Raw genomic sequence first — 17,284 nt, 5'->3', positions numbered from 1 at the left:
TTACTCGTCAGAGCCCTTGTCTACGACCTTGCGGCCGCGATAGAAACCGTCCGGGGAGACGTGGTGACGCAGGTGAACTTCACCGGTGCTCTTCTCTACGGACAGAGCGTTCGCGTCCAGGGCATCGTGGGAACGACGCATGTCACGAGCGGAACGGGATTTTTTGTTCTGCTGAACAGCCATGATTGATTAACTCCTAAACGTTTGGGTCACGCTTCAACTGCGCCAGTACGCTGAACGGATTGGGCCGCTCTTCGACGTTCTCGCTCGGTTCGGGCGCTGTAGCGTATCCCACCGGCTGCTGGCAATCCTCAGGGTCATGGACCGGCACGATGGGCAAGGCGAGCAGCAACTCGTCCTCGGCCAGCGAGGTCAGGTCGATGGGGTCATCCCCCACTTCCAGCGCATCGTAGCCATTGGGCAGATCATCGATCGACTTGCCTTCCGGGATGATGACGTAATCGTACTCACCACCCACATGGAAGTTGGCCGGCTCGAGACAGCGCTGGCATACCATGCTCACCTCGGCGTCGAGTTCGACGTGCATGACCGCCAGCTTCTGCTCATCACGGAAGAAGGAAAACTTCGCGTGAATCTTGCCATCACTGCTGGTCAGTTGCTCGTTGAGACGTGGCATCTTGGCGATCGGCAGCTCACCTTCGAGGGTGGCGGCGCGCTCTACCAGTTTGCGCGGATCAACGTGAGGTGGTATCGGTCCATTCAACATAAGCGCGCCATTATAGGGATGCACCCGAAGCTGTCAAAGGAAATTAGCCATAAACCGCTGTATGGACAGCCCTTTTCGCTAGAATCGCAGCCACGCTCCGAAGGAATCTTCCATGCTGCCCCTGATCCTTGCCTCCAGCTCACCCTACCGCCGCGAATTGTTGCAGCGCCTGCGCCTGCCGTTCGAATGTGCAAGCCCCGACATCGACGAAAGCCCGCTGCCCGACGAAAGCGCCAAGCAACTGGTCCGGCGCCTGGCGGAAAGTAAAGCGCGCGCCCTCGCCCAGCGCTATCCCGACCACCTGATCATCGGCTCCGACCAGGCCGCAGTGAACGGCAACCGGATTCTCGGCAAACCTCACGACATCGAGCGCGCCATCGAACAACTGAAGGCCGCCAGCGGCAAGAGCGTCAGCTTCCTCACCGGCCTCTGCCTGCTGAACAGCCGGAGCGGCCGCAGCCAGGTCGATTGCGTACCCTTCACCGTGCACTTCCGCGATCTCGACGACGCGCGCATCCGCCGCTACCTGGAAGCCGAGCAACCCTTCGATTGCGCCGGCAGCTTCAAGGCCGAAGGCCTGGGCGTCAGCCTGTTCCGCTCCACCGAAGGCGAAGACGCCACCAGCCTGATCGGCCTGCCGCTGATCCGCCTGGTGGACATGCTGCTGGCCGAGCAGGTGCTCATTCCCTGAAGCCAGGACCCGAAACGCAGAAGGCCCGGCAATTGCCGGGCCTTCCTTTATATAGAGGAAGGAATCAGCGCAGAGCAGGCCCCTGCCACCCCATCCACAGCGCCAGGCGTTCGGCGACACTGGTACCCAGCTTCTTGGCGAAGCGGTCGAAGGGAGTTTCCTGGACGGTGTAGTCCACCACTTCCTTCTCCTTGATGATTTCGCGCGCCACGTAGCTGGTGCTGCCCAGGCCATCGATCAGACCCAGCTGCAGCGCCTGCTCGCCGGACCAGATCAGGCCAGAGAACAGCTCGGGATGATCCTTGTCCTTCAGACGATCGCCACGCCCTTTCTTCACACTGTCGATGAACTGCTTGTGCGTCGTATCCAGCACCTGCTGCCAGAACGCGGTTTCATCCGGCTTCTGCGGCTGGAACGGATCGAGGAACGCCTTGTGTTCGCCCGAGGTGTAGACACGGCGATCCACCCCCAGCTTCTCCATGGTACCGACGAAGCCGAACGTCGCCGCCGTCACACCGATGGAGCCCACCAGACTGGCCTTGTCGGCATAGATCTGGTCGGCTGCACTGGCGATGTAATAAGCACCGGAGGCGCCGAGATCACTGATCACGGCATAGACCTTGATATCCGGATGCTCGCCGCGCAGGCGCTTGATTTCATCGTAGATATAGCCGGACTGCACCGGGCTGCCGCCCGGACTATTGATACGCAGGACGATACCCTTGGTGCCGGCATCCTCGAACGCCGAGCGCAGCGCACCAACAACGTTGTCGGCGCTGGCCGGCTCGTCGTCGGCGATCATGCCCTTCACCTCGATCATCGCCGTATGGCTGGCGCTGCGCGAGGCGGACTTGGACAGACCACCGAACGGACTGAACAGCACCAGGGCGACGAACAGATAAAGGAAGGTCAGCAACTTGAAGAAGATGCCCCAGCGGCGCGAGCGGCGCTGCTCCTGAACTCCAGCCAGCACGGCCTTCTCCAGCAGCTTCCAGCTCTTGTCGTCACCTGCCGTGGCTTGCGCAGCCTTGCTCTCGTCAGCCTTCCATTCATCCGACATCGTTGCCCACCTTAAGCAGCGGTTTTACCGAGCGCCCGGACAGCCAGGCGCGAAATTCATTGAAATGCCCCACTTCCAGCGCCGGAGCATACTCCCGCAGAATCTCCAGCGACTGCGCACCATAGCCCACCGCCACCGAGTCCATGCCGGCACGGCGTGCCATTTCCAGATCGAAGGGCGAATCGCCCACCATCAGCGCATCGCGAGCATCGACCCGGCAATGCCGGAGAATCTCATGCAGCATACGTGGATCAGGCTTGCTCGCCGACTCGTCGGCAGCACGGGTGATATCGAAGAAGTCGGTCCAGCCCTGCCCCGCCAGCACGCGATCCAGCCCACGGCGATTCTTGCCGGTGGCAACCGCCAACTGGTATCCCGCATCACGAAACTCGACCATCGCCTCGGCAACGCCGGGGAACAGCGGCGAAGGCTGCACTTCCAGGCTCAGATAGTGCTCGCCGTAGTCGCGACGGAAACGCTCCAGCGGCTCACCCTCCTCCACTTCGGGGTAGAGCGTCTGGATCGCCTCGGGCAGACCAAGACCAATGATGCCCTTGATCGCCTCATCACTGCGCGAAGGCAGACCAGAATTGAGCGCCGCAACGCGCATCGACTCGACGATACGGCCGATGGAGTCCACCAGCGTGCCATCCCAGTCGAAGATCAGCAGGGAATACTCACGCATCCAGGCGCTCCACGGTACGCAGCCAGACCTCATCGACCGGCGCCTCCAGCTCCAGCACCGAGCCATCGGGCATCGGCACGCGCAGGAACGCGGAATGCAGGAACAGGCGCTTGCCGCCCAGCTCGCGGATTTCGCGGGAGAAGTCTTCGTCGCCGTACTTGGGGTCGCCAGCAATGGAATGACCGGCGTGCTTGGCGTGAACGCGAATCTGATGGGTGCGCCCGGTGATAGGACGCGCCTCCACCAGAGTGGCGAAGTCGCCGAAACGGCGCAGCACCTTGAACTCGGTCAGCGCTTCCTTGCCTTCGGGATTCACTTCCACCACGCGCTCGCCGGAACGCAGGTTGTTCTTCAGCAGCGGCACGGCGATCTGCTTCTTCGCCGCCGGCCAGCTGCCACGCACCAGGGCATGGTAGCGCTTGTCCACCACGCGCTCGCCACGCAGAGCGTCGTGCAGATGGCGCAGCATGCTGCGCTTCTTGGCGATCATCAGCAGACCGGACGTATCACGGTCCAGGCGATGCACCAGCTCCAGGTCCTTGCATTCCGGACGCAGTTGGCGGAACGCCTCGATGACGCCGTAGTTCAGCCCGCTACCGCCATGCACGGCGATACCGGTGGGCTTGTTCACCACGATCAGCGCCTTGTCCTCGAAGACGATGGCGGCCTCAAGGCGCTCCAGCAGGCCCTGGGCCAATGGCACGGGCTCGTCGCGCTCGGCCAGGCGCAGCGGCGGCACGCGCACCACGTCGCCGGCCTGCAATTTGTACTCGGGCTTGATGCGCCCTTTGTTGACCCGCACCTCACCCTTGCGAAGGATGCGGTAGATCAGGGTCTTGGGCACGCCCTTGAGCTGGGTGCGGAGGAAATTGTCGATACGTTGGCCGGCATACTCCGGCGCGACTTCAAGCAGCTGAACGCCGGAAGTCGGAGGGGCGGGATTCGTCATCCGGATATAATAACAATTTTTCATTCAATTGAAGCACTTAATCATTGCTGCTATATTCGGGAGGCCGCCAAAAGTGGCCAGGCCCGCGGATGATCGCGTAATCGCCGTCCCCAACCGCCTGCAAACACATTGAACGGACACGAGGCAGTCCCCTGAAGCGTTGCAACGGCAAGAGCGATTCGCCCGCCGACAGCGCCTCGAAATCCAGGCCTTGAGACATGACCACGGCCACCAAGGTAGCCGTGATAAAAGCCAACCCCGCTCCCGGATTCTGCGAGCGGCACCCGGCTCTTAGGGAAATGTGCAGGGCGGAGATGCACAACTGTCGGATTGCGTTGCTTTCATGCCTTGAACGTAGACGCCTTCATCGTCCGCATCTGACAGTCGATTCCTCCTCCTGATGAGTGCTTGTTCTTACTCGACAAGCAGGAAACGTAGTCGCGGCACAGCAGATTTCTCCTGCTGCCGCTGGACACGGGAATGGTCCGCCATTCCTGAGTACGTGCCTTAGCACCGACCGTGAGAGTCGTGTGTGCCGATCGCCGTTTCCGGTGGCCCCGGAAACCATTGGTACTACATGAAAAGAATGCTGATCAACGCAACTCAACCCGAAGAGTTGCGTGTAGCGCTGGTAGACGGCCAACGCCTGTTCGACCTGGACATCGAGTCCGGCGCGCGCGAACAGAAGAAGGCCAACATCTATAAAGGGCGCATCACCCGCATCGAACCCAGCCTCGAAGCCGCCTTCGTCGACTTCGGCGCCGAGCGCCACGGCTTCCTCCCCCTCAAAGAAATCTCCCGCGAATACTTCAAGAAGAACCCCGAAGGCCGCATCAACATCAAGGATGTGCTCAGCGAGGGCCAGGAAGTCATCGTCCAGGTCGAGAAAGAGGAGCGTGGCAACAAGGGTGCAGCCCTGACCACCTTCATCAGCCTCGCCGGCCGTTACCTGGTGCTGATGCCGAACAACCCGCGTGCCGGTGGCATCTCCCGCCGCATCGAAGGCGAAGAGCGCAATGAACTGCGCGAAGCCCTGAACGGCCTGAACGTTCCCGGCGACATGGGCCTGATCGTCCGCACCGCAGGCCTGGGCCGCAGCTCCGAAGAACTGCAGTGGGACCTCGACTACCTGCTGCAACTGTGGGGCGCCATCAAGGAAGCCTCGGGCGAGCGCAGCGGTCCGTTCCTGATCTATCAGGAAAGCAACGTCATTATCCGCGCCATCCGCGACTACCTGCGCCAGGACATCGGCGAAGTGCTGATCGACAGCATCGACGCTCAGGAAGAAGCCCTGAACTTCATCCGCCAGGTCATGCCGCAGTACGCGAGCAAGGTGAAGCTGTACCAGGACAGCGTTCCGCTGTTCAACCGCTTCCAGATCGAGAGCCAGATCGAAACCGCCTTCCAGCGTGAAGTGAAGCTGCCGTCGGGCGGTTCCATCGTCATCGACCCGACCGAAGCCCTGGTTTCCATCGACATCAACTCGGCGCGCGCCACCAAGGGCGGCGACATCGAGGAAACCGCGCTGCAGACCAACCTGGAAGCAGCCGAAGAGATTGCCCGTCAGCTGCGCCTGCGCGACATCGGTGGTCTGATCGTCATCGACTTCATCGACATGACCCCGGCGAAGAACCAGCGCGCCGTGGAAGAGCGTGTGCGCGAAGCCCTGGAAGCCGACCGCGCCCGCGTTCAGGTCGGCCGTATCTCCCGCTTCGGCCTGCTGGAAATGTCCCGTCAGCGCCTGCGTCCGTCCCTGGGCGAGACCAGCGGCATCGTCTGCCCGCGCTGCAACGGCCAAGGCATCATCCGCGACGTCGAATCCCTGTCGCTGGCGATCCTGCGCCTGATCGAGGAAGAGGCCCTGAAGGACCGCACCGCCGAAGTTCGTGCGCGCGTGCCGTTCCAGGTTGCCGCCTTCCTGCTCAACGAGAAGCGCAACGCCATCACCAAGATCGAACTGCGCACCCGCGCGCGCATCTTCATCCTGCCGGACGACCACCTGGAAACTCCGCACTTCGAAGTTCAGCGCCTGCGTGACGACAGCCCCGAGCTGCTGGCCGGTCACTCCAGCTACGAGATGGCCCACGTCGAGCACGAGGAAGTCCAGCCGATCAGCTCCACCCGCACCCTGGTCCGCCAGGAAGCCGCGGTGAAGACCGTTTCCCCGCAGACCCCTGCCCCGCAGCAGACTGCCGCAGCCGCCCCCGCGCCGGTTGTCGAGGCGCCCAAGCCGATGCCGGAGCCGAGCCTGTTCCAGGGCCTGGTGAAGTCGCTGGTCAGCCTGTTCGCCGGCAGCAAGCCGGAGCAGCCGCAACCGGCCGCCGCCGAGAAGCCGGCTGCCGAGCGCAGCGAAGGCCAGGGTGAACGCCGCAACGGCCGTCAGCAGAACCGTCGCCGCGACGGTCGCGAAGGTGGCCGTCGTGATGACGAGCGCAAGGAGCGTGGCGAGCGTCGTCGCGACGAGCGCGGTGAGCGTGGCGAACGCGCCGAGCGTCCGGCCCGCGAAGAGCGTCAGCCGCGTGAAGAGCGCGCCGAGCGCCAGCCCCGCGAGGAACGCCAGCCGCGTGAAGAGCGTGCCGAGCGTCAACCGCGCGAGGAACGTCAGCCCCGTGAAGAGCGTCAACCGCGCGAAGAGCGTGCCGAGCGCCAGCCGCGCGAGGAGCGTCAACCGCGTGAAGAGCGCGCTGAGCGCCAGCCGCGTGAGGAGCGTCAGCCCCGCGAAGAACGCGCCGAGCGTCAACCGCGTGAAGAGCGCCAGCCCCGTGAAGAGCGTGGCGAGCGTCCGGCCCGCGAAGAGCGCCAGCCGCGCGCTGAACGTGGCGAACGCGCCGAGCGTCAGCCCCGTGAAGAGCGCCAGCCGCGCGAAGAACGCCAGGCCAGCGAAGCCGCTGCCGTGGAAGCCGAAGAGCTGCTGAACGAGGAACTGCTGGACCAGCAGGACGACCAGGAAGGCGCCGATGGCGAGCGTCCGCGTCGCCGCTCCCGTGGCCAGCGCCGCCGCAGCAACCGCCGCGAGCGTCAGCGTGAAGCCGGCGTCGATGGCGTAGAAGGTGCCGAAGAAGGCGGCGAACAGGCCGCAGGCGAAGCGCCGGCTGCTGCCGTGGTTGCCGCTACTGCCGCTGTCGTTGCCGAAATCGCCGCTGAACAGCAGCCGGCCGCCGAAGCCGCTTCCGAAGCCGCTCAACCGGTCGAATCCAACGTCGTCGAGGCCGTACGCACCGAAAGCGCCCTGGAACAGACCATCGAGTTCCTGTCCAAGCCCGCCGAACAGGCTGCCGAGCCGGTCGCTGCAGAAGAAGTGCCGGTTCCGGCTGCTGAAGCCGTGACCGAAGCCGTGACCGAAGCCGTCGCCCAACCGGTCGAAGAGCCCAAGGTAGAAGCTCCGGTGGTTGCCGAAGAAGCTCCGGCTGCCGCTCCGGCTCCTGCCGAAGACGCTGCTCCAGCCGTTCCGGCCAACGCTACCGGCCGCGCCTCCAACGACCCGCGCGAGCGTCGTCGCCAGGAGCGCCTGGCTCGCGAAGCCGCTGCTGCCGCTGCGGCAGCCCCGCAGGTCGAAGCGGCTCCGGCTGTCGAAACCGTGGCTGAAGAAGCCGCTGCCGTGGAAGCCGAAGTCGTGGTCGAGCCGGCCGCTGAAGTCGCCGCCGAGACCGTCGTGGCCGAAGTGGTGAACGAAGCCGAAGCCATTGAGCAGACCGAGCAATCGGCTGCCGAGCAGGCTGAAGGCGAGAACGCCGAGAAGACCGAGGAAGAAGAAAGCAACGTGGTAGAAAAACACCACAGCTGATCGCTTCCGGCATGAAAAAGGGGATGCAGCCGCATCCCCTTTTTTATTGCCCTCGCACTGTGGTGCCCGTCGGCTTTGTAGGAGCAACTGTCTTCACACCCGTAGGGCGTACAATCGTTCGCGGTTGTACGCCGCTGTACCGTACTCACTGTCGGCGTATGGCTGAATTCGGAGTGCCGTAACGCGGCAGCTCCGTGACCAGCCCTGGAGCGTTCGGGAGCCAAGGTCAAACGGCGTATAACGTCGAACGTTATACGCCCTACGCGCACAGGCCCTTCGTAGGAGCGGACTCTGTCCGCGATGGGTCCGCATCGCGCCGGAAGCCAATCGCGGACGAAGTCCGCTCCTACGCCCGGCCTGGCCCTGCATCTCGGGGCGATTCGCGAGCAAGCTCGCTCCTACAGCCACACATGAAAAAGGGGATGCATCTGCATCCCCTTTTTATGAAGCCCGGCACCCACCTCAATAGAGATTCGGCTCCATCTCCAGCTCAACACCAAAACGCTGCTGGATGTCGCCCCGGATGCGCTCCGCCAGCGCATACAGCTGCGCGCCGGTAGCTCCGCCGTAATTGACCAGCACCAGCGCCTGCTGTGCATGCACGCCCGCCGCGCCGTCACGGAAGCCCTTCCACCCCGCCTTGTCGATCAGCCAGCCGGCCGCCAGCTTCACCAGGCCGTCGCCTTGCGGGTAGGCCACCAGGTCGCTGTAGCGCGCGCGCAGGTGGTCCGCCTGGCTGGCAGGCACCACAGGATTCTTGAAGAAGCTCCCGGCATTGCCGAGTACCGCCGGGTCGGGCAGCTTTTCACGGCGGATCGCGCAGATCACCCGCGATACATCAGCCGGCGTCGGCGCGGTAACGCCCTCCTCTGCCAGGCGCTGGCGTACCGGGCCGTAGTCCAGATGCAGCTGCGCCGCACGGGTCAGGGCGAAGCGCACCCGCAGGATCAGCCAGCGGCCCGGCTCACGCTTGAAGCGGCTGTCGCGATAGGCGAAGGCGCAGTCTTCCAGGCCGAACTCGCGCAGCTCGCCGCTTTGGCGATCCAGCGCGGTCAGGCCGGCGAAGACGTCCTTGATCTCGACGCCGTAGGCACCGATGTTCTGCATGGGCGCGGCGCCCACGGTGCCGGGAATCAGGCTGAGGTTTTCCAGTCCGCCAAAGCCCTGCCCGAGGGTCCAGCGCACGAAGTCGTCCCAGACCTCGCCGGCTTCCGCCTCGACCAGCACGCGGTCGCCGTCGTCACTGAGGATGCGAACGCCACGGGACGCCATGCGCAGTACCAGCGCCTCGACGTCACGGGTCAGCAGCAGGTTGCTGCCGCCACCGATCACCATCAGCGGCAGGTTCTTTTCGGCGGCGGCGGCGATGCCTGCGCGCACCTCGGTGTCGTCATGCGCCTGGGCGAACCAGCGGGCGGCAACCTCGACACCAAAGGTGTTGTAGGGCTTGAGGGACAGGTTTTCTTGCAGTTGCAGCGTCACAGGCGCCTCTTCACTTCCGTGAGCAGACCGTCGCAGGCCTGCTCCACCAGGTCCAGCACCTGCTCGAATCCGTCGTCGCCGCCGTAGTACGGGTCGGGGACTTCATCGATTTCCAGCTCGTAGCGGCGCAGGAACAGGTCCAGCTCGGCCGCCCCGTTTCCGGCACGCAGGTGCTTCAGGTCGCGCAGGTTGGCGTGATCCATGGCGAGGATCAGGTCGTAGCGGGAAAAATCCTCCACACTGACCTGCCGCGCACGCAGGTTCGACAGGTCATAGCCGCGACGCAACGCTGCGGCGCGGGTGCGCGCATCCGGCGCCTTGCCGACGTGCCAGTCGCCGGTGCCGGCGGAGTCGATCTCGATGCGGTCCTCAAGACCCGCTGCGCGAACCTTGTGGCGGAATACGCCCTCGGCGGTGGGCGAGCGGCAGATGTTGCCCAGGCAGACGAACAGGACCTTCATCAGGCCCCCAGGATGCGCCGTACGCGCTCCAGGTCTTCCGGGGTATCGACACCAGCCTGCGGTGCTTCCAGGGCGTCAGCCACGTGGATACGTACGCCGTGCCAGAGCGCGCGCAGCTGCTCCAGGCACTCGGTGTCTTCCAGCCAGCACGGGCCCCAGGCCACGAAGTCGCGGAGGAAGCGTGCGCGGTAGGCGTAGATGCCGATGTGGCGGCGATATGGCACGTTGGCTGGGAGGCTTTCGCGATCCACGGCAAAAGCGTCGCGCGCCCAGGGCAGCGTGGCGCGGCTGAAGGTCAGGGCCAGGCCGTTCTTGTCGCTCACCACTTTGACGATGTTCGGGTTGAACAGCGCGGCCGGGTCGTGGATTTCCTCGCACAGGGTGGCGATGCCCGCTTCCGGGTGCGCCGCGAGGTTGGCGGCCACCTGGTCGATGATCGACGGCGGTACCAGCGGCTCGTCGCCCTGCACGTTGACCACGATGGCGTCGTCGGCCAGGCCCAGCGCGTCCGCCACTTCCGCCAGGCGGTCGGTGCCGGAGTTGTGGTCGGCACGGGTCAGCACCACCTCGGCGCCGAAGCCCTGGCAGGCATCGAAGATGCGCTGATCGTCGGTGGCGACCACCACCTGGGTGGCCGAGCTTTTGCCGGCCTGCGCCCAGACGTGCTGGATCATCGGCTTGCCGGCGATGTCCTGCAGCGGCTTGCCGGGCAGGCGGGTAGAGGCGTAGCGGGCGGGAATGACGACGGTGTAGGCCTGGCTCATGGGTTACTTGTCCAGACGCTCGTCGACGTTCAGGGTACGTGCCTCGCCTTCGAGCATCACCGGGATGCCGTCGCGCACCGGGTAGGCCAGGCCGTCGGCCTTGCAGATCAGCTCGGACTTGTCGTCGGTGAGCTTGAGCGGGCCCTTGCACAGCGGACAGGCGAGGATATCGAGGAGTTTCGGGTCCATGGTGCGTTCCTTGAGCTTGAACAGCGAAGAATGTGAATGCGGGCGGCGCCGGATTGCGACGATGGATCAGCGGGCGACCAGGCGCTCGAGCTGGGCGTCGAACCAGGCGACGAAGGCCGGCGAGGGCTGCGCTTCGACGGCGAGGTACCACCAGTCGGGCGCGGCGAAGGACCGGCATTTCACCGCATCCTTCTCGGTCATGACCAGCGGCAGTTCCGGCGTGAAGCGCAGCTGCTCGGCGGTATAGGCCGCATGGTCGGGGAAGGGATGCGGAATCGGCCGCCAGTTTAGCGCCTCGAGCGTCGTGAAGAAACGCTGCGGGTTGCCGATCCCGGCCAGGGCATGGAGCGGCTGACCGGCGGGGAAATGCTCGACGCCACGGCGTTCGCCGCTGGCCAGGTTGACCAGGGCGGAAGGTCGCAGGACGAAGGAGAAGGCGCCCGGCGGATCGGACGGCGCGCCGTTGTGCAGCACGGCATCCACCTCCTGCAGGCGCTCGGCCGGCTCGCGCAGCGGCCCGGCGGGCAGGCAGCGGCCGTTACCCAGGCCTCGGGCAGCGTCGATCAGCACCAGCTCCAGGTCGCGGGCCAAACGGTAGTGCTGCAGGCCGTCGTCACAGAGGATCAGGTCCAGCGGCTCTTCGGCCAGCAGCGCGCGCACGGCACTGGAACGGTCCGGATCGATCATCAGCGGCACGCCACTGCGGCGCACGATCATCAGCGGCTCGTCCCCCGCCTCCGCCGCCGACTGCTCGGAGCGCACGCGCCAGGGCGTCTGCGGCGGCCTGGCGCCGTAACCGCGGCTGACCACGCCAACCTTCAGGCCACGGGCGCGGCAGTGTTCGATCAACCAGAGGATCATCGGCGTCTTGCCGGTGCCGCCCACGGTGATGTTGCCGACCACGATGATCGGCACGGGGGAGCGGTAGGCCGGCCTGGCGCCGGAGAGGAAACCTTCGCGGCGGCCACGGGCGACGCGCCGGTAGAGCAGTTCGAGGGGCTTGAGCAAGGCCAGGGCCGGGTGGCCCTTGTACCAGGCGTCGAGCAGGCGGTCGGAGAGCGCCATCAGGGGGTCTTCTTGTCCGCCTGGGCCTCGATGGTGGTGATGCGCAGGTGGGTGAAGCCCAGCTTGCCTGCGGCATCCATCGCGGTGACCACGGACTGGTAGTTCACCTTGCCGTCGGCGGTGATCACTACCGGCAGGCTGTTGTCGCCGGCGGACTCGCGCTGCATGGCATTCATCAGATTCTCCAGGTCGTCACGGGCCAGGCTCTGGCCGTTCAGGGCGTAGTGCCCCTCGACGCTGATGGAGATTTCCAGCTGTTTGATCTCGGTGGCTTCCGGCGGCGTGCCGCTGACCGCCTCGGGCAGTTCGACCTTGAGTTGCGCCGGCTTGGTGAACGAGGTGCTGACCACGAAGAACAGCAGCAGCACGAAGATCACGTCGATCAGCGACGCGAGGTTGATGAAGACATCCTCGCGGGCCGCGCCACCCGCTCTGCGGCGGAACTTCACGCTTTGCCTTCCATGGAGAAATCGACTTCGCGATCGCCCTGGGTCACTTCCACCAGCTTGATGGCTTCCTGCTCCATGGCGATGACCAGTTCATCGACGCGGCGCAGCAGGTAACGGTGGAAGAAGACCGCCGGGATCGCCACGATCAGGCCCGAAGCGGTGGTGATCAGGGCCTTGGAGATACCGCCGGCGAGCATCGGCGCGTTGGCCATGCCGTCGCCCATGAAGGCGCTGAAGATCTGGATCATGCCGAACACGGTACCCAGCAGGCCGAGCAGCGGGGCCATGGCAGCGATGGTGCCAAGCGCGTTGAGGTAGCGCTCCAGCTCGTGGATGACGCGGGAGGCGGCCTCCTCGATGCACTCCTTCATGATCTCGCGACCATGCTTGGAGTTGGCCAGGCCGGCGGCGAGGATTTCACCCAGCGGGGACGACGCGCGCAGGTCCTTCAGGGCCTGGCTGTTCATCTTCTTGTCCTTGATCTGCTTCCACACCTGGCCGAGCAGTTGCGGCGGGGCCACGCGGCTCAAGCGCAGGGTCCAGAGACGTTCGGCGATGATCGCCATGGCAGCGACGGAGCTCAGCATGATCGGCAGCATCATCCAGCCGCCAGCTTTGACCAGTTCCCACACAGTGGTGAATCCCCTGAAAAAAAGTGGCGCCACTCTAGCACAGGGGCCCGTGCCAGCCGACCGCCCCCGTCTCATTTTTCCTGCCAGAAATGTGCGCCTTCCCGCACTCCCCGGAGCTCGCCGTGGGTGCCAAGCACCAGCGACAGAGCGCCCTCCTGCGCCGTATCGTGAATCCGGATGCCAAGTGCATGGAAGCGCTCGACGACCGACGGATGGGGATGGCCGTAGGGGTTGTTGGCGCCGCGGGAAATGATCGCGGCGGATGGCGAAATGCCCCGCAGGAAGGCAGGCCCGGAAGAGCTGCGGCTGCCATGGTGCCCGGCCAGCAGCCAGTCGACGTGGACGTCCGGGTGCCCGGCCAACCAGGCCAGCTCGCCGGATTGCGGCAGGTCGCCGGTCAGCAATAAACGCTCGCCACCGGCTTCCAGTTCCAGTACGCAGGAGCGGTCGTTGCTCTCCTGCGCGCCCGTCCATGTCCAGGACGAGAAGCTCACGCCATCGATGTCCCAGTGCTGGTTCCGGCAAGGGCTTGCCCGCAACTCAGGGGATAAGCGATCCGGCTCACCGCTGATCACCTGAGCCGGCCGCAGCGACTTCTTCACCGCCAGGGCGCCACCAGCGTGGTCATTGTCAGCGTGGCTGAGCATCAGCAGGTCGAGATGGCCGACCCCCAGGCTACGCAAGGTCGGCACGACGACCCGCTCGCCGATGTCAAAGTCGCCATTGCGCGCGCCGGTGTCATAAAGCCAGGCCTGGCTACGGGTACGGATCAGCACCGACAGGCCCTGCCCCACATCCAATACCCGGACTTCGGCCTGCCCCAGCGGCAATAGCGGAATCGACGGCCAGAACACCGGCAGGAACATCGCCACCCCGAGCGCCCGCAATGGAACACCTGCCGGGGCCAGCAGCAATAACGCCCCGAGCATCGCCAGCAACAACGACCAGGTCGGCGCCGCCACGGGCTGCCAGGCAGGCGCCAGCCCGGCCATCCAGCCCAGCAGGCGGAACAGCAGTTCCAGCAACCCGCCAGACACCCAGAGCAGCGCCTCGCCCAGCCAGGGGATGCCCAACGCCAGACTGCCCAGCAAGGCCAGCGGCACGACCACCATTTCCACCCAAGGCACGGCGATCAGGTTGGCGATCACCCCGGAAATACTCAGCGGCAGGCCGAGGGCAATGGACGCCGGCAGCAGCCCGATCGCCATCAGCCATTGCGCGCGTAGCCAGGTGCGCCAGGCCGTCCAGCGCCCCAGGCGGCCGGAGAAGCCAAAGATCAGCAGCGCCACCGCCGCGTAGGACAACCAGAAGCCCGGCAGCAGAACGACCAAGGGCTCGGCCAGGAGCACCACCAGCAAGGCGCCGAGCAAGGGCGTCCACAGACCACTGCGGCGATAGCGCAGGCGCCAGAGCAGGACGATCGAGACCATGACGCAGGCCCGCTGCAGCGGCACATCGAACCCCGCCATCAGGCTGTAGGACCAGGCGCCGGCCGCAGCCAGCAGGCAAGCGCAGGGCAGCCAGGGCAGGCGCGACGGCCAGCAGCCGAAACGCGCCAATCCCGCGACCACGGCATAGAGCAGCCCCGCCAGCAGGGAAATGTGCGAGCCGGAGATCACCATCAGGTGCAGGGTTCCGGTGTCCTGCAGCACCTGCCAGTCCGACGTCGTGAGGCCGGACGCATCGCCCAGCACCAGCGCCGCCAGCGCGCCGGAGCGACCATGGGCATCGACCGCCAGCAGGCGTTGCCGCCAGGCTTCGCGCCAGGCCGGCGGACCGCTGGCCGCCTCCAGCCGCTGCCCGTCCTTCACGCTGCCGGTGGCGCCGATACGCTGCGCGGTAAGCCAGGCCTCGTAGTCGAAGCCCGCGCCATTGGCCATGCCATGGGGGCGCTTGAGCTTCACCGCCAGGCGCCAGCGTTCGCCCCCCTCCACCGGCGGGCCATCGAACCAGGACAGGCGCAAGGTGGCCGGCACCCGCGCCCGCGGGCTGGAGACATCGGAAAGCATGAAGCGCACCGAAGGCCCGGAGCGATCCGGCAGCCCCTCTACCCTTCCCTCCAACCAAAGCGTGCGGCCGTCGAGGTCCCTGGCCAGCCGGTCATCCAGGGCCCACTGCGCCGACTGGCAGGCCCAGGCAAACCCGAGCAGGAACAGGCCAATGAAATAGCCACGGGTGAACAGCAGCGGCAACGCCAGCACAACCAGCAGCAACAGCACCCATCCGGGTGGAATTGCCGATAACCAGCGCAGCGCCAGCAGCCCGAAGGCCAGCGCGAACATCCCTGAACGAGGCAATGGACTCCTCCCTGGAGCCACCGCATGACCGCTGGTCTGGCCGATTCGCGATCAGGCCGCTGCGGTTACACACGGACATACTTGGCAACCAATGACTGTCACCTAGCTAGGCATAATGGGCCGTCGTCCGTCTGCCAGAGATTTCCTCCATGCCGCGCCGAATTTTCAAGCGCTACATGCCGGATCCGGAGAGCATCAGGAACCATAAGGGCCTGCGCTTTCTCGGACCGCTGATCCAATCGCCCAACCTCTGGCACCTGAACCGCCGCTCCGTGTCCCGCGCCATGGGCATGGGGCTGTTCGCCGCCTTCATCCCGATCCCGTTGCAGATGCTGCTGGCCGCCTCCCTGGCCGTATGGGTGCGGGCCAACCTGCCGATCTCGGTCGGGCTGGTCTGGCTGACCAACCCGATCACCATGCCGCCGGTGTTCTACTGCACCTACAAGATGGGCGCCTGGGTCATGGGCATCCCGGCGCGCGCCCTCCCCGACCACCTGACCTGGGAATGGATCAGCGGCGAACTGTCGATGCTCTGGCAGCCGTTCCTGCTTGGTTCGGTGATCTGCGGGATTCTGGTGGGCATCCTCGGCTACCTGGCTACCGAGGGTTACTGGCGCTGGTGGATCGGCCGCAGCTGGCGGCGTCGCCGGGCGCTGCGCAATGTGCAGCAAGGTCTGTAGCTGCTGCCTTTGTAGGAGCGCGCCATGCGCGCGATCGCGGGCATGGCCCGCTCCTACAGGGTGCTCTTCCTGAAACAAAAAAGCCGCCCCGAGAGGCGGCTTTTTCATGGGCCGGAGCATCACTCGTACCGCAGCGATTCCGCCGGCTGGGTCGACGCCGCGCGCCAGGCCGGGTACAGCGTGGCGAGGAAGCTCATCGACAGCGCTGCGACGCAGATCAGCACGATATCGGTGATCTGCGGATCGGATGGCAGGTAGTTGATGAAGTAAATGTCCGAGTTGAACACGTGGGTGCCGGCGATGCGTTCCAGAGTCGAGACGATGGCGGTGACGTTGTACGCCGCCAGCACGCCCAGCACGCAGCCGATGACGGTACCGATCAGGCCGATCACCGTGCCCTGCACCATGAAGATCGCCATGATCTGCTTCGGGGTGGCGCCCAGGGTACGCAGGATGGCGATGTCCGCGCGCTTGTCGGCCACCACCATGATCAGGGTGGCGATGATGTTGAAGGCGGCGACCGCGACGATCAGCAACAGCAGCAGGCCGATCATGGTCTTTTCCATCTTCATCGCGCTGAACAGGCTGCCCTGGGTGTGGGTCCAGTCCACCGAGCGATAACCGTCGCCCAGCTGTTTGGCGATGGCCGCGCCGATGTCCGGCGCCTGGAACAGGTCCTTCAGGGCGATGCGCACGCTCTGCACCTGGCCGGGCTGCCAGCGCATCAGGCTCGCTGCGTCATCGACGTGGATCAGCGCCAGGGTGCTGTCCAGCTCGGCACCGACCTTGAACACGCCAACGACATTCAGGCGCTGCATGCGCGGGGTGATGCCGCCAGGCGCCGTGCTGGGCTCGGGGACGATCAGCAGCAGGCTGTCACCGACGGCGACGTGGAAGCGCCGCGCGGTGATCTCACCAATGACCACGCCGAATTCGGTGGCCTTGAGGTCCTCGAGACGCCCCTGGACCATGTGCTGGCCGATGATCGACACCTGGGTTTCCAGCGCCGGGTCGACGCCGTCCACTTCGATGGGCTGCATCAGGCCCTTGTAGGAGAGCATGCCGTCGACCTGGGTATAGGGCACCGCGCCGACAACCTGCGGATTTTTCTTCGCGGCCTCGGCCACGTGCTGCCAGTCGTCCAGCGGGCCGCTGGCCTGCTGCAGCACGGCGTGCGGAACCATGCCGAGGATGCGCGAGCGCATTTCCTTCTGGAAGCCATTCATCACCGAGAGCACCACGATCATGGCCAGCACGCCCAGGGCGAGACCGATCATCGAGGTCAGGGAGATGAACGAGATGTAGTGGTTGCGTCGCTTGGCCCGCGTATAGCGGGTGCCGATGAAGATGGACAGGGGTCTGAACATTC

General features: G+C 65.3%; 17 protein-coding genes. 3 read left to right on the top strand and 14 right to left on the bottom strand.

The annotated features are described in order from the left end of the window. Both rpmF and ACQ5BL_RS02965 read right to left on the bottom strand, forming a co-directional pair. Nucleotides 1-183 carry a 50S ribosomal protein L32 gene (gene rpmF, locus ACQ5BL_RS02970; protein ID WP_009621425.1) on the bottom strand — a complete coding sequence of 61 codons (183 nt, stop codon included), beginning with the start codon at nt 181-183 and terminating at the stop codon, nt 1-3. A gap of 13 nt (nt 184-196) precedes the next feature. Beyond that, a complete protein-coding gene (locus ACQ5BL_RS02965) occupies nt 197-727 on the bottom strand; it encodes a YceD family protein (protein WP_207884438.1) in 531 nt (176 codons plus the stop codon). Nucleotides 728-839: 112 nt separating this feature from the next. On the opposite strand from ACQ5BL_RS02965, the gene ACQ5BL_RS02960 reads away from it, so the two are divergent. Beyond that, nucleotides 840-1,418, top strand: coding sequence for a Maf family protein (locus tag ACQ5BL_RS02960; protein WP_243805075.1), 579 nt, complete (start codon nt 840-842; stop codon nt 1,416-1,418). Between the two features lie 64 nt (nt 1,419-1,482). On the opposite strand, the gene sppA is transcribed toward ACQ5BL_RS02960, so the two are convergent. Genes sppA through rluC form a run of 3 tightly spaced genes read right to left on the bottom strand, consistent with a single transcriptional unit; the run spans nt 1,483 to nt 4,112 of the window. Beyond that, nucleotides 1,483-2,478: a signal peptide peptidase SppA gene (gene sppA, locus ACQ5BL_RS02955; RefSeq protein WP_243805076.1), complete on the bottom strand. Its 996-nt coding sequence runs from the start codon at nt 2,476-2,478 to the stop codon at nt 1,483-1,485. Next, nucleotides 2,468-3,163 (bottom strand): HAD-IA family hydrolase, encoded by a 696-nt coding sequence (locus tag ACQ5BL_RS02950; RefSeq protein ID WP_243805077.1) that lies wholly within the window; start codon nt 3,161-3,163, stop codon nt 2,468-2,470. The genes sppA and ACQ5BL_RS02950 overlap by 11 nt, the downstream gene beginning before the upstream one ends. Beyond that, nucleotides 3,156-4,112, bottom strand: coding sequence for a 23S rRNA pseudouridine(955/2504/2580) synthase RluC (rluC, locus tag ACQ5BL_RS02945; RefSeq protein ID WP_243805078.1), 957 nt, complete (start codon nt 4,110-4,112; stop codon nt 3,156-3,158). Before rluC ends, ACQ5BL_RS02950 begins: the two co-directional genes overlap by 8 nt. Before the next feature lie 577 nt (nt 4,113-4,689). Between rluC and rne the strand changes: the two genes are divergently transcribed. Next, nucleotides 4,690-7,896: a ribonuclease E gene (rne, locus tag ACQ5BL_RS02940; RefSeq protein WP_243805079.1), complete on the top strand. Its 3,207-nt coding sequence runs from the start codon at nt 4,690-4,692 to the stop codon at nt 7,894-7,896. 462 nt (nt 7,897-8,358) lie between these two features. Here rne and murB read toward each other — a convergent pair whose 3' ends face one another. The 8 genes from murB to ACQ5BL_RS02900 form a co-directional block, all read right to left on the bottom strand. Continuing rightward, nucleotides 8,359-9,378, bottom strand: coding sequence for a UDP-N-acetylmuramate dehydrogenase (gene murB, locus ACQ5BL_RS02935; protein ID WP_243805080.1), 1,020 nt, complete (start codon nt 9,376-9,378; stop codon nt 8,359-8,361). Continuing rightward, on the bottom strand, nt 9,375-9,839 hold the full coding sequence (locus tag ACQ5BL_RS02930; RefSeq protein WP_243805081.1) for a low molecular weight protein-tyrosine-phosphatase: 465 nt from the start codon (nt 9,837-9,839) through the stop codon (nt 9,375-9,377). Before ACQ5BL_RS02930 ends, murB begins: the two co-directional genes overlap by 4 nt. Further along, nucleotides 9,839-10,603: a 3-deoxy-manno-octulosonate cytidylyltransferase gene (gene kdsB, locus ACQ5BL_RS02925; protein WP_207884430.1), complete on the bottom strand. Its 765-nt coding sequence runs from the start codon at nt 10,601-10,603 to the stop codon at nt 9,839-9,841. Before kdsB ends, ACQ5BL_RS02930 begins: the two co-directional genes overlap by 1 nt. A 3-nt stretch (nt 10,604-10,606) precedes the next feature. Further along, nucleotides 10,607-10,792, bottom strand: coding sequence for a Trm112 family protein (locus ACQ5BL_RS02920; RefSeq protein WP_009621404.1), 186 nt, complete (start codon nt 10,790-10,792; stop codon nt 10,607-10,609). Nucleotides 10,793-10,858: 66 nt separating this feature from the next. Continuing rightward, nucleotides 10,859-11,857, bottom strand: coding sequence for a tetraacyldisaccharide 4'-kinase (gene lpxK, locus ACQ5BL_RS02915; protein WP_243805082.1), 999 nt, complete (start codon nt 11,855-11,857; stop codon nt 10,859-10,861). Then, nucleotides 11,857-12,306 carry an ExbD/TolR family protein gene (locus ACQ5BL_RS02910; RefSeq protein WP_207884428.1) on the bottom strand — a complete coding sequence of 150 codons (450 nt, stop codon included), beginning with the start codon at nt 12,304-12,306 and terminating at the stop codon, nt 11,857-11,859. The genes lpxK and ACQ5BL_RS02910 overlap by 1 nt, the downstream gene beginning before the upstream one ends. Then, nucleotides 12,303-12,938 carry a MotA/TolQ/ExbB proton channel family protein gene (locus tag ACQ5BL_RS02905; protein WP_207884427.1) on the bottom strand — a complete coding sequence of 212 codons (636 nt, stop codon included), beginning with the start codon at nt 12,936-12,938 and terminating at the stop codon, nt 12,303-12,305. The genes ACQ5BL_RS02910 and ACQ5BL_RS02905 overlap by 4 nt, the downstream gene beginning before the upstream one ends. Nucleotides 12,939-13,009: 71 nt before the next feature. Next, complete coding sequence (locus ACQ5BL_RS02900; RefSeq protein ID WP_243805123.1) at nt 13,010-15,220, bottom strand: DNA internalization-related competence protein ComEC/Rec2; 2,211 nt, start codon at nt 15,218-15,220, stop codon at nt 13,010-13,012. Nucleotides 15,221-15,384: 164 nt separating this feature from the next. Here ACQ5BL_RS02900 and ACQ5BL_RS02895 point away from each other — a divergent pair, with 164 nt between their 5' ends. Further along, nucleotides 15,385-15,915 carry a DUF2062 domain-containing protein gene (locus tag ACQ5BL_RS02895; RefSeq protein ID WP_243805083.1) on the top strand — a complete coding sequence of 177 codons (531 nt, stop codon included), beginning with the start codon at nt 15,385-15,387 and terminating at the stop codon, nt 15,913-15,915. Between the two features lie 119 nt (nt 15,916-16,034). Here the strand turns inward: ACQ5BL_RS02895 and ACQ5BL_RS02890 are convergent, their stop codons facing one another. Next, complete coding sequence (locus ACQ5BL_RS02890) at nt 16,035-17,282, bottom strand: lipoprotein-releasing ABC transporter permease subunit (protein WP_243805084.1); 1,248 nt, start codon at nt 17,280-17,282, stop codon at nt 16,035-16,037. Nucleotides 17,283-17,284 lie beyond the last annotated feature (2 nt).

It is taken from the genome of Pseudomonas sp. B1-22 (assembly GCF_050474425.1).
Lineage (GTDB): Bacteria > Pseudomonadota > Gammaproteobacteria > Pseudomonadales > Pseudomonadaceae > Pseudomonas.
This window is presented reverse-complemented; position numbering and strand designations above follow the sequence as displayed.